Here is a 13122-nt window from a genome sequence, read left to right as displayed (position 1 = left end):
CCATTTGGTACTTCATCCATCACTACAATGCATCATTACTTGTGTAGCACTACCGATGTTGATCATGCGATCGCGCTAAATGCGGTATTTCAAAGTAGAGGAATTGATTCTGATTTTGTGGTGGGGAAGCTTGTAGATTTAAATACAGGAGCTACAATTTCTTCCAAGGAAAATTCAGAGAAAATCAAGCGATTTAGAGAAGGTAAACTTGAAGTACTCATCAATGTCGAGATCTTAACTGAAGGGACGGATCTGCCAAACGTTCAGACTGTTTTTCTCACTCGTCCAACAACTTCTACAATTTTGATGACGCAAATGATCGGCAGGGCTTTGCGTGGGCAGAAGGCAGGAGGCACTGAAAAAGCTTATGTCGTCAGCTTTATTGACAATTGGGAAGACAAGATTAATTGGGTAAACCCTGAAAAACTTCACGATGGATTTGGTGCAGAACCTCCTGAGAAAGGTGATCGAGGAACAACAACTGCTCGGCTTATTTCAATTGAGATAATTGAAGAATTTGCCCGTATGATGGACGATTCCATTGATACGGCTGTTTTAGAAAAATTAGAGTTTCTAAAGCGAATTCCCGTTGGAATTTATTGTTTTTCTATTCTTGAGCCTTCTGAGTTTGGTGAGCCTGCTTCCAGGAACTATGATGTGCTTCTGTATACTGATACTGAGGAAGCCTATGATAGTTTCGTCAATGATTTAGAGGCTGTGTTCCAGGACGTTGCTCTTGAGGATCGAGAAATCTTGACCACAGAAGAACTTGATTATCTATTACAACAAACAAAAGAACTCTACTTTCCTGATCATCCGTTCCTGATTGGTTATAGAGATGCTGATGTCAAGAATATTCTACGCTTCTATGCTCAAAAACAAGTAGAGCCACAATTTATCGCATTTAGTGAACGTGAAAAGTGTAATTTGTCTGCTGTTGCATGGCATATTTACGAAAACTCACTGGGAGGTAGAGTCATGTCTGAGTACATTGATTCCCTTTGGAATAACGAAAAATCTTTCTGGCAAGTAATCTTTGGCTATAACAAGTTGTATTTCAAAAAACAATTAGATATTGAACTGAATAAGCTACAAGGCTACTATCCTGATTTAGTAGTTACCCCGTCGATCGTAATTCCTGACGAAGTACCGATAGAAAGTCTTTCACTTTTTGAAATTAGGGAGAAAGACCCAGCCGAGTATAGAGACATTAAAGATGATGTGTTTGCTAGAGCTACGAATAAGGCAACTGGAACTATTCGTTGTGCCGTAAGTGGCTTTGAAAGCAAGAGACGGCTGGATTTTCAAATTGACCATATCAAGCCAATGTCGCAAGGTGGTTTAACCACACTAGAGAATCTACAAGTGCTATCTCGCAAAGCACATGCAGAAAAGACTCGGCTAGAAAACCTAAAGAAGTAGTGTCCTGAAACAGCTTGTGCCATAAAGACTTTCTTTGCGATCATAAAGAACAAAGAAGCTCACAAAACTATAGATTATGCTGCGAGAAGATCTCAAAAAACAGACAGGCTAACCGATGAACAACTTGAAAAGATGGCTGATCTCATAGCTGATCTTAAGTTCCAATCCAAACAAGCTGCATCATCTGCTCCATTTTGGTAGAGAGCCACATCCGCAGAACGGGCTACGGAGTTCTATAAATGGGTTTTAAACTTCCCAAGGGCAATCTAAGTTTGCCTGACGCAGCCTTTAGCCGCGACAGCATCTACGATTGATGACGAATACTGCTTGACACTAATGTTATGCGTTAGCAGATGCCTTATCTCTTGACTTTCAACTCAAGCGATTTTGTAGTTACGTCAAGCATGACAGTTATTCGCCCACAAGAGTTGCCAATATTTGAATCATAGTTGCAACAGTCTAACAACGCTCTTGTCTGAAGCTACAGTTAACAACCGACTGTCAGAAACAAAAATTCCTAGCGTGAAGCTAGGAATCTAATCAGGCTTCGATAACTGGCGATACTCTTTAAACACTCTCGAAGCCTTCATCGGTTTATCAAAATGAGCAAATCAGTTCGACAGCTTGTCTTTTGACATTCAGTGAGGTCTGTTCTCACAATGAGAGCGCTTACCCGCGATGTTTGTGCGATGCACGGTTGCATTGGGGTAAAAGCGATCTGGGTGTGAAGAAGGGATCAATTGAGAGTATGAAATTACGGTTACTACTGCCCAGTGCTGTGCTCATGGGCGGCAATCTTTTGCTGGGCACGATGGCTCAAGCTGCGGAAGTGTCCCTTGATGCGGATGAGTCTGATACTCACCAAAGTCGCTCTGTAAAAGTGCCTCAAAGGATTTTGCGCTTGAAAGAGTTCGATCGCCCCTTGACCCGTGCTGCATCGTTGCTCGCCGATCCAACCTTGCCCAGCGTCATTAGTCAGATGCAACCCAGCGATCGGACACTTCCCATTGATGACGAACCAGAAGAAGAGATCGTCGTCGAGGGTAAAAAGGAGCCTACCAGTTCTGCTCCCACCTATGTCATCACTGGCGAGGAAATCGACAAACAGGGGGCAAATAGTGTTACAGAAGTGCTGCGAAGTTTACCCGGCTTTGCGATTAATGACACCGGGTTTGGTGCCGATATTCATACCGGGTTTTATTACCGGGGCACAACGATTAACCAAAATACATTTTTGTTGAATGGCAGACCGATCGGGAGCAATGTCAACACGTATCACGGCGCTACTGACCTCAACACATTCTTAACAGGCGGCATTGAGCGGCTTGAACTCTCCAGCGGTACAGCATCGACACTGTATGGTTCCGAGGCGTTTGGTGGCGTTGTTAATATCATTACCAAAGAGGCGATCGGACCCACTCAGTTTAGTGTGCTGGCGCAGGGTGGTTCCTACGGACAGCAGAATTATCGTGGTGGTATTGCAGGGTCACTGGATGCGTTGAGCTATGCCATTGGCTATGAGCGCTTTCAGGCAGAGAATGACTACCCTGTTCCCAGAGGTGCGGCAAACCGGGGAGCCGATGGGCGTTTGTTTAATGGCGACACCACGTTTAGCAACTACTTTGGTCGGTTTTCCTACAGGGTTGACCCTAGAAACACCTTAAAGTTGGATGCTTACGCAAATACCAGCCGTAAAGGGTTGTTGTACTTCGGATTTCCGCTCCAGCGCGATCGCCTGGAGCATGATGGCTTGAATATCGGGTTGTCGTGGAATGCCTTAGTTGGCGGTGGTGATGATTCAATTCTGACCGCATCCGTTGGCTACAACCGCGACAACTTCAACACCTTCGGACCGACTCAAAGCGTCTTTTTCCGCCGAGGCTCGCTCGAATCTCAGGGCTTGACTGCCAGAGTGGAGCACAACTGGCAAATCCTACCCTTCTACAACCTGCGCTATGGGCTTGATCTTCGCAGTGAGTTTTTTGAAGGCGAGACGCTCAGCAATGTGCCGCGCTTCATTCGCTTTAACGAGGCAGAAGAGCGCGATCGCACCAACGCTGCCCTCTTCGTGCTCAACACCTTTAAAGTTCTGGATAACGTCCAGCTTGAACTGGGTCTACGCCAAAACTTCAACACCGAATATGGCAGTACTGCGAACCCTAGCGTTGGCACACGATGGGACATTACGCCCGCGATCTCGCTGCGGGGTAGCTGGGTGTCGGTGCGCCGCAATCCTGGGTTGGATCAGCTCTACCTTTTTGATACCGTTCACGGCTGGTTGCCAAACCCAAATCTCGACCCAGAGACAGGTTCAGCCTGGACAGCAGGGGTTGACCTTAAACTCACGTCCACCCTATCCGCTCAACTCACCTACTTCGGCAACCGTTTGGAGGATCGCATTAGCGTGGTTGCCGGACGCTGGGAAAATATTGGTCTGGTCAATACCAACGGCTTTGAGGCAGGTGTGCGGTGGCGAATCACGCCTCGAATCTCGGCATTAATCAATTACACCTATACCGATGCGCGGATTGAAACGGGTGCCGAGAAAGGCTTACAACTGAGCACCATTCCCTTCTCAGTGGCTCAAATTGGCATTGGCTACGACTGGAACGGATGGCAACTCAATCTCTACGCCAACTACAACAGTGGTTCGCGACGCGCCTTATTTACAGCCGTTGGTGAAGATAGCAGCAGTTTTTCACCTTCATGGTTGAATCTGGATCTGAATGCCCGGATTCCGATCGTTCAAAATGTTGCCTTCCTGCTTTATCTAGAAAACTTAGCCGATGTCAGCTACGAGCGAGTAAACCGCATCTACCAGCCAGGTTTGACGTTTCGAGTCGGTTTATCCGCTAACTTTTAAGACCACTGTTGTTCGGCGATCGACTCTCAGACGGCTGCTGACGGCTAAAAATAAAAAATCCCCAACATGAAGCCAGGGATTTGATCAGGGTGCATCTACCACTCCTTTATTCTGGTAGTGCGGATGCTATCAGGAAGAATCGCAAATTTCTGAGTGATCGAAAACCTTACCCCTCGCCTTCTTGCTGGAGCAGTTTATCTTTCGAGTCGCCCCAATAGGCGCTGTACGTCCACACTTCGCTGTTACCCTTTGGCTCCATCGACCAGCGGTAGATGACCGACTTGGGTTCAATGCCGATTTCGATGAGCTTGGCACCCATGTAGTAGTGCATCTGCTCTTTGGTGCGCGTTTTGAAGAAGTCGGGCTTGTTCGCCTCGATCGTGCGCGTGATATGCGCCTGAGTATGCTTTGCCATCGTGTTGCGTGATCGTGTTGCTTAAATATTCGTCGTTAGTCTCAAGGATAAAAGGTTAGGCGCGTTGATTCCACTGGTCTGCGGCTTCGGCGATCGCCTGATCTACCGTTTTTTGCCCTAACATAGCTGCTTGTAGATTATCGTAAATCACTTTTTGAAGCTGTTTGACATCTTTCATAGCGGGAATCAACACTTCAGCATCTCTCATCTGCTTAGCGCTGATGATGCGGGCGTTGTCTACGGGTGTGGCATCAGCGGGTGCTGTTTGGAAGTAGCGGTCTTGTAGTGCCTTGACTGTGGATGGCAGCACGTTAGCGGCTTTGGCAAAAGATAGCTGGTTGGTATCGTTGGTGACGAAGAGAGCGAACTTGAGTGCGGCATCGGGTACGTCTGTATCTTTGGGAATGACGAGATTCATCACCGCGACGTTTTTCTTAGCAGTGTCGCCTGTGATTTGGGGTGCAGAAGCAGAGGCTTTGGCGATCGTCGGTGCATTTTTGGCAATGGTGTTCAGAAACTCAGCACCGGATGCCAGGATGGCGGTTTGCCCCTGCTGGTAAAGGTCGATCGCGTGGCGATGTCCCTCGGTGAGCGCTTCTTTGGGCATCAAGCCATTCTGATACAAATCAACCCAGAACTGAAATGCCGTCTTGCCTTGAGGAGTATTAAATGCCGCCTTACTTTCTCCATCAACCAACTGCACCCCCATTTGCACAAAGGACTCCAACACTTCACCAGAGTCTTCTGGTACGAAGGTGGTGAAGAAGGCGTATTTTCCTGTTTTATCTTTAATTTGTTTGGCGATCGAGGCTAATTCAGCATAGGTAGCAGGTGGTTTACTGATCCCTGCCTGCTTCAACAACGCGGTATTGTAAATGGCAACTCGCGTCGTTAAATACCAGGGAATGCCAAAGCTCTTATCGTTTAACGTGCTGGCTTTCCAGATATTAGGAAGGTATTGCTGCCGCGCTTCAGGAGAAACTCTGCCATCCAGCGTGAGTAAGGCGTTGCGCTGTGCCAGTTGGGAAGCAAAATCGGGGTTCAAATTCACTACATCAGGCGCGGTTTTTGCAGACACAGCGGTGAGAATTTTGCGCTGCATATCTGCCCACGGTACATCAACCCAGCGAATGTTGGTCGTCGGGTTTTCTTGCTCAAACTGGGCAATGAGCGTGTTGAAATAGTCGGTAAATTCTGGCTGAAGCTGCATCGTCCAAAATTCAACTTCTTGCTTGCCCCCTGCGGTCTGTCCATTGTTGGCGGCGGGAGGAGTGCCTGTGCCGCAACTGATGAGCCAACTCAGTAAAAAACCTAGCAGCGAAAAAAGACCGACTTGTTTCCAGATTTTGATCCGACTCATGGCGCGTATTATGGAGGCGTTGATAAGGTTAAAGGGCTTAAGGGGTTTGTCTTTGATTGGTGATGTCTCTCAGTTGCAGATTGTTTCCTTGTCGCGTCGATCGCCTCGTTTAGTTTAGAGGATGGCGTGCTGCCCAGGTGCGATCGCCAGCAGAAATTGCTGTTAACGTCTCTCTTTATGTAGAAGCATCATCTGACGGAGACCGCTACGCTGCTCAGTTAAGGTACCGTTCTAACGTTCATTTAGACAAGTCAGGACACTTATGAACATCCTACGCTTGACCGTTCTATCGATCGCATTGGTTCCACTATCGTTATCGCAGACTGTTTTTAGTCAAACAGCGCCATCAACAACGAATACGACGCAGACAAACGAGCAACCTGTAGGAACGAGCCAGTCGCCTTACACGACACCAGGTACTAACCTGCAAACTCCTGGCGTAGGCTCACAAACTCCTGGTGTGGGTTCCCAGTCCCCCGGCGTAGGCTCACAAACTCCTGGTGTAGGCTCACAAACCTCTGGTGTAGGCTCACAAACCTCTGGTACCACTCAAACAACGAATGGGCAACCAGTGCAGACTTCGCCAGCCTCAACTGGAACAACGGGCACTATTCAGACAACAGGTAACGGGCAAACAGTAGGACCGAGCCTACCCTCTTCAACAAAAGTTCCCGGTGCGGAACAGACGTTTGTGAATGGGCAATCTACGGGAACAACTCAGGTCGCCCCCCCACTGACAACCGGAACGACTCAAACTCCTTTCACTGGTCAGCCTACGGGTAATCAAGCCGTTCCTTCTGGTGCGAATGGCACTCAAGTAACTCCTAACAGCGTTTTGTATCCGCCTCAAATTATTCAAGGTAGCGGTGCAGCAGCACCAACAACTCAACCTTCTACTGGTACATCGGCTACTGGTGCCATACCGCAACCTCAATCTGCACCCAGCACTGCCGCCCCACGTAGGATTACACCTAGTGCACCTCAAGCCACACAAACGTCGTTGCCAGTCGGTCAAGGGGCACTGGATGCGTCGTTGCAGCAAGCGACTTGCGCTCAAAACTGGCAGCAGGCAATTCGGCTGGTCAATACTGCGATCGCCGCTGCTCCTGCAAGTGAAGCAGGCTACCGAACACAGCTAGTTTCTTACCGAAATCGATTACAAACGCTGCAATCGAAGGGCGTGAGAGCATCTAACTGGTCGCAGCAGTGTCGTGGTGGTAATGTAGCAAACGCTCCAGGACAGTAGGTTACACAATAGCTTTTTTGATAGCTTGCAAGAGCTTTTCAATGGCTGGGGCATCGTCAGCCGTAGGCGCAAGTGTGAGATAGGCTTCCAAATCCCACTGCGCTTCAGTGAGCTGATCGAGGTGATAGTAGACAATGCCGCGATCGCGCAACTCCAACGGTGCATTTGGGAAAAGAAGCAACAGGCGATCGATCGCTGCTAGAGTCTTTTCAAGCTTGCCCCGGTTGCTGTAAGTAACTTTCAAGTTTGTCAGCATTCGTGCCAGGTATTGCCGATTGCTCACGGCTTCTAGAAAGGCTGGCTGCAGCTCGACTGGATGACCATACACCTGCGCCAGTCGCTCTCGGCAGTCTTGCGGAAACATGATCTCGCCTTGGTGAAAGGGATCGACGCAGATTTCTGCATCCTCAATCACTGGACGAAGCAAAAAATGTCCTGGCATATTAATGCCGACCATCGGCAAGCCCACCCGCCGCGCGATCGCCAGATACACCAACGACAGCGTAATCGGAATCCCTGTGCGGCGATCGATGACCTCGTTGAGAAAACTGTTGCGCGGATCATAATAATCCGCTGTATTGCCCACAAACCCTAACTCATCGTAAAGATGACGATTGATCGTTTGAATCATTTTGAGCGGGTAGGCTGATTTGGGCGATCGCTCCTTGATGACGGCGGCGATCGCGTCCAACGTCTTCAAATACGCTTCCACATCCAGCTCTGGATACTCTTCCTGAGCCAGATAAAGCGCTGCCCGTTCCAGATGAATCTGCTCATCCGGTTGCTGTACTTCGCGCTGAAAACACTGTCGAGCGAGAGAACGGTTCATGGGGAGATGTGGGAAGTGAGGGGAGAGGGGAGAGGGGAGAGGGGAGAGGAGTAATTTCGCCTTAGGAGTTGTACAGAAATAGCAGCATGGTCTGTAGCTGTCGGCTGTCAGCCGTCAGCCGTTAGCGAAAAGCTGATAGCTGATAGCTGATAGCTGTTCCAAAAGTGTGCAGTTATTTTTTAGCAAGCTCTTAGCCTTTAGCCTTCATCTCTTGCCTTTTACATTCGTTCACGGTAATCTCCTCCCGACCCATATTCCAGCGCTTGTAGCCAGCGATGATAATAGTATTGCGGTACTGGAGAGAGGGTTTTTATCCAGGGTTCTAAAGCACGCGCTAGTGGGTACAAAGTGGCATAGCCCGCAAGATTGGCATAGTGAAACAACCAGTTGACAAGTGTCGGCAGACCCACATGCGGCAAGATCCTCAGTACAAGACCTGGATGGGTAAGCGTTGTCTGCATCAGGGTCTGGAAGAGTGCGGGAAATTGCACTACATCTTGCAAAAAGGGTTTAAGTACAGGGTCGCCTAGAGTTTCCATCGACCGAAAGACGATCGCCAGCAGGTCGTTAATCTGGTTAGGCTCGATCGCCTGATGGATACCCACGCTCATCGATCGCTGAAAAAGCCAGGTGACAGATAAATTGGGTTGATAAGGTTGCAGCAGCGCTAATGCCCCACGCTTGAGTGTATCGCGCTGCAAAGCTTCGTGAATGCCGACCGTGAGCCGCGCCAGGTGACGGATCATTGCGCCAAAGCCACCAAAGCTAAGGGGCGATTGACTGCCGCTGCTGTCACCAATGGGCAGAACGTAATTCCACCTGGGTTTGAGCGGACTTTGACGGTAGCAAGGAAAGAACCCAAAGAGTGCGCGTTTGAACTGAAGCTGCTCTAAGGAGACGTTCTGGTAGTCCGGCAGGAGACGAAAGTAGTCATCAAAGAGCGCTTCTAAACTGAGGCGATCGGGATGCGCGTCCAAATAGGTAAAGAGATAGGTCGTGCGTCCATCTCTGGCAGGAAACGCTTCCCAGAAGTACTGGCACTGGTTTTGAATCGGTGTGAACGTGGCAATCAGGTCACCAGAATCGTTTCTGGGCATCCCTTCCGCGCAGGTGCCGACCACGAGACAGACCGCATCGGGCTTTTTGCCTTGCCGCGACTGTTGCACGATCGGCGAAAAGTGACCCATCGCATCCAGCAGCAAACGCGCCTTAAAGGACTGTTCTCCAGCTCTGACTGTGACCCCGTTGGGATGAACGATCGCTCGGTCAAACGGCGTTCGCTCAAAAAGCTGACCACCGTAGGAGAGAAATTTTTGCTTCAGCGTTTCTAGCAGCACCACCGGATCAACACCGATGTTTAGAACATCTTCAACCTGCACAGGCGGACTACCCTGAAAGGCAATGCGAGACGGATTGTAAGTCGTGGCGATCGCCTGCTCCAGCTCTGCTTCCGTCAGCAGTGCCAACTCTACAAACACCTGCAATTCCTGGCGCGAAATATTCCATTCCTGGTCTCGCCCTCGCAGCACACCCCGTTCAAGCAACGCAACACGCCATCCTCGTTGTGCCAGGGCGGCTCCCAGTAAAATGCCTAGCGTACCGCCGCAAATGACGACATCCCACTCAATGTCGAGGAGTGCTTCACGATTCTCCTGTACAACCGTTGGTACTGGTTGTGTACCCTCTCTCAAGGCTTGCCACACCGCATCAACCCGTTGCAGCCCCTCCAAGGGGTTCCCAGGTATTTTGGACAAAATTTGTGCAGTCAACGTCATAGTGGAATGCTGATAACGGCTACTGTCAGGTTAGCGCGTCTGGTCAGATAGCGAAGGCGATCGCTGCATTTTGACCACCAAAGCCAAAGCTGAGACAAAGCGCTGTTTGCACATGAGTGGGTACAGACTGAGTCACAAAATTGAGTGCAAACTCCGGCTGGGTCAGCCCAACGCAGGGTGGTAAAACTTGGTGCTTCAATGCCATCAGACAGAAGGCGGCACCGATCGCCCCTGATGCGCCGATCGTATGTCCAGTCGCACCTTTGGTCGAACTCACGGGTACATGCTGCGGGAACAGTGACTGAATCAGATGTGCTTCGTTGCGATCGTTGAGTAGCGTTGCTGTGCCATGCGCGTGAATGTAATCAATTGCGTCAAACGCTAATCCTGAGCGCGTTAAGCACTGTTTGACGGCTGCGATCGCCGCGCGACTGTCCGGTTCTGGTGCGCTGATGTGGTAGCCATCTGCCGTTAACCCAGCACCCAAAATGCGCCCGTAGATGTTTGCACCTCTCTGATCTGCCAGCGCTGCCGCCTCCAGTACCAAAACTGCGCCTCCTTCAGCCAGCACCAACCCTTCACGATCGCGGTCAAACGGGTAGGCTCCGGTACGTGCCAAAGCTCCCATCTGTGTAAACCCCGCCAGCGTGAGCGGTGTGATGGGTGCTTCTATGGCACCTGCCAGCACTCGCGCATACTGTCCTGTGCGGATCAGGTCAAACCCCTGAGCGATCGACCACAGCCCAGTTGCACAGGCTGCCATCGGTGATTGCACAATAGCCGTGGTTTGAATCTGACGGGCAGCGGCGATCGCGGCAGCATGGGGCAGAGTTTCTAGCCAGGTTGAGGGGAGTGGGGAGTGGGGAGTGGGGAGTGGGGAGTGGGGAGTGGAGCTTTTATCACGCCATTCTGTGATCTGTTTACTGAGCCGTGTCTTTGCTAACCGTTCCCACTGCGCTTGATTGCCGCGACTAGAGCCGACAACAACAGCACAATCAATCAGCGGCGGAATCAGTCCAGCATCCTCGATCGCTGAAGCGATGACTTGCTGGGTGATTGCTGCTAGTGCGGATGGTTCGTCGGCAATGAGCGCTAGGGGACGTGGTTCTAGCTCTAGAAACGGCTGCTGCTGCTGGATACCCGATCGACCAGCCAATAAATGCTTCCATGTCACGTCCAGCGAACCCAGCGCTGAAACTAGTCCAACGCCAGTGACAACAACATCCATAGATGGAAAGGCTAAAGGCTAAAATTCGGAGCTTTCCTTCTTTATCCTTTATCCTTCAGCCTTTAGCCTTCCTTAGCCTTCGCGTCGGTTTTCAAGTTTTCCAACCCTTTCACGACTTTCGCTGACTCAATGCGATCGCCCTGCTGAATCTTGTCAACGGTTTCCATGCCTTGAGTCACATAGCCAAACACAGCATAGTTACCGTCTAGAAAATTGACATTAGCCAGCGTGATGTAGAACTGTGAAGAGGCGGAATCGGGTGGTTGCGATCGAGCCATTGCCAGAGCACCCCGCTTGTGGGTCAACTTCGGTTTCGCTGTAATGCCAGCATCGCCAAGCGTTTTGCTGTAGACCGGAGCTTTTGCGCCTACAGGCAAAATCTCTAAGGGCACGTAGCGCGGCTGTCCCGTTACCGGATCGACGAAGCTACCCGTGCCTAACTGTTCTGGTGGAAAATTTGGGTTTTTACCCTGAGGATCGCCGCCCTGCACCACGAAGGGCTGTGGTTCGCGCACGACTCGGTGAAAGACCAACCCGTTATAAACGCCACGCTGCACCAGGTCTACAAAGTTTCCTGCTGTGATCGGCGCACTGGCACCATCAAGCTCTGCTGTGATAGTGCCACCTTTGACGACGATCGCCACGGTTGCCTTACCATTTAGCCGTGGAATACCCGCTGCCTGAGGGTTACTTGCCGGAGTCGCAGGCGTAGATGCTGGTTGCGTCGGCGAAGGGCTGGCAGCGGATGATTGCGCTCCCTCCTGGGGCAAACATCCACTTAAGATGATCGCACTAGTGACGATCGCCAAAACAAACCACTGTCGCAAAGTCCTGAGCATATCAATTCACCTAATCTCAACCAAAACAATAAGCATGATAACCATTGGCTGTTAGCCTTTAGCCTTTCTACAGCCCTTCCAACGGCACACTCAGGAAACGAGCCAGTTCAGCTCCTTCATTCTCTAGCTGCGAGAGCGAGAGCGGTTGTCCGACCCGTGTCAGTGGCACATCACGCTTCCCCTTTACACGCAGCGACAGGGTACGCTTTGGGTTTAACCCTTCCCGCAAATCCACCTTCACTGCCTGCACATCCTCAAGCTTGCAGATCAGTTCAATCTTGCGGTTCTTACCAGGAAAGCCCCAGCGAAAAATCTTTGCTTCTCCTTTCTTCTTGTCAAACTCGTTATAACCGCCACCAACATCCCAGAAAATTGTCAGCCATAGGTAGAGGCTAAAAAGGGTGCCAGCCAACCCGTAAAACCCCATTGCAATACCTTGCGGGATAAACACTAACTGAGTAGGGTCAGAAAAAGGCAGCAGATTGACGTGAAGATAACTTGAAATGCCAGACAGCAGAAAGCCTAGCGCTCCAGCGGAGACAATAACCGCCCACCAGTAATTGCTGAAGCGACGAGAACCAATCACCAATTGACGCAGAACGCTCGTTTCAGAAGCAGTGGTTTGTGCAGTCATAGTTAGTAGCAACAATCAGCAGACTCTCATCTTAGCGGATGTCGGCTACCGCCTTTACTGAACTGAAGACAATAAGAAGGGAAGGAGATGAGGCACTTATTAATTTTTGTTTAGCATTGTGTCGGAAAGCAACCCTTCGTTTACGCCCATCGGGTTGAAATTCAGTAAAATTGCTCAGGTTGGGAATGATAACGAGTACAATTACCTAGATTATTTACGTTAGTCACGACACAACTGCTAGTTTTTGGTCGATCGCACCTCAACTCGATCCCACTAAATGCTCGATTGTCAAGTAGGTTCAGGGATCAAAAAGCAATCCTACAGTTGCTGAGACCCTACGTGTAGGTTTGTAAAATTTCTGATTTCTTCTATTATAAATAGACATATGAATCCGTTCACTCTCTAAACGCTTGCGCTAGAGAGTCTGCAATTTTAGTAACGCTAGAGGATTTAACCCTATGACCATAGCTGTAGGGCGTGCACCAGCGAGTCGTGGAGCGTTTGACGTACT

Annotated in this window: 10 protein-coding genes; 3 read left to right on the top strand and 7 right to left on the bottom strand. The window is 49.9% G+C overall.

Translation table 11 applies throughout. From position 1 onward, the window contains the following. The coding region (locus AC5JO6_RS24880) for a helicase-related protein (RefSeq protein WP_496083738.1) at window positions 1–1422 on the top strand (1422 nt) is incomplete at its 5' end. Between the two features lie 748 nt (window positions 1423–2170). Beyond that, window positions 2171–4285: a TonB-dependent receptor plug domain-containing protein gene (locus AC5JO6_RS24875; protein ID WP_496083737.1), complete on the top strand. Its 2115-nt coding sequence runs from the start codon at window positions 2171–2173 to the stop codon at window positions 4283–4285. A 166-nt stretch (window positions 4286–4451) separates the two neighbouring features. Here AC5JO6_RS24875 and AC5JO6_RS24870 read toward each other — a convergent pair whose 3' ends face one another. Beyond that, a complete protein-coding gene (locus tag AC5JO6_RS24870) occupies window positions 4452–4700 on the bottom strand; it encodes a hypothetical protein (protein WP_496083736.1) in 249 nt (82 codons plus the stop codon). A 55-nt stretch (window positions 4701–4755) separates the two neighbouring features. Beyond that, window positions 4756–6060, bottom strand: coding sequence for an ABC transporter substrate-binding protein (locus AC5JO6_RS24865; protein WP_496083735.1), 1305 nt, complete (start codon window positions 6058–6060; stop codon window positions 4756–4758). Window positions 6061–6322: 262 nt separating this feature from the next. Between AC5JO6_RS24865 and AC5JO6_RS24860 the strand changes: the two genes are divergently transcribed. Then, complete coding sequence (locus AC5JO6_RS24860; protein ID WP_496083734.1) at window positions 6323–7306, top strand: hypothetical protein; 984 nt, start codon at window positions 6323–6325, stop codon at window positions 7304–7306. Between the two features lies 1 nt (window position 7307). Here AC5JO6_RS24860 and AC5JO6_RS24855 read toward each other — a convergent pair whose 3' ends face one another. The 5 genes from AC5JO6_RS24855 to AC5JO6_RS24835 all read right to left on the bottom strand — a co-directional run bounded on the left by AC5JO6_RS24855 (window position 7308) and on the right by AC5JO6_RS24835 (window position 12611). Then, a complete protein-coding gene (locus AC5JO6_RS24855) occupies window positions 7308–8135 on the bottom strand; it encodes a SirB1 family protein (protein WP_496083733.1) in 828 nt (275 codons plus the stop codon). A gap of 218 nt (window positions 8136–8353) precedes the next feature. Next, complete coding sequence (locus AC5JO6_RS24850) at window positions 8354–9910, bottom strand: NAD(P)/FAD-dependent oxidoreductase (protein ID WP_496083732.1); 1557 nt, start codon at window positions 9908–9910, stop codon at window positions 8354–8356. Between the two features lie 43 nt (window positions 9911–9953). Then, window positions 9954–11138 carry a beta-ketoacyl-ACP synthase gene (locus AC5JO6_RS24845; RefSeq protein WP_496083731.1) on the bottom strand — a complete coding sequence of 395 codons (1185 nt, stop codon included), beginning with the start codon at window positions 11136–11138 and terminating at the stop codon, window positions 9954–9956. Between the two features lie 62 nt (window positions 11139–11200). Further along, entirely contained in the window at window positions 11201–11977 is a 777-nt protein-coding gene (locus AC5JO6_RS24840) for a peptidylprolyl isomerase (protein WP_496083730.1), read from the bottom strand. Window positions 11978–12044: 67 nt separating this feature from the next. Further along, the gene (locus AC5JO6_RS24835) at window positions 12045–12611 is read right to left on the bottom strand and encodes a photosystem I assembly protein Ycf4 (protein ID WP_496083729.1); all 567 of its coding nucleotides are present in this window, start codon (window positions 12609–12611) and stop codon (window positions 12045–12047) included. Between the last annotated feature and the right edge of the window lie 511 nt (window positions 12612–13122).

The organism is Tildeniella sp., assembly GCF_059505325.1.
Note: the sequence above shows the minus strand (reverse complement) of the source record. Positions and strands in the feature narration are given on the sequence as shown.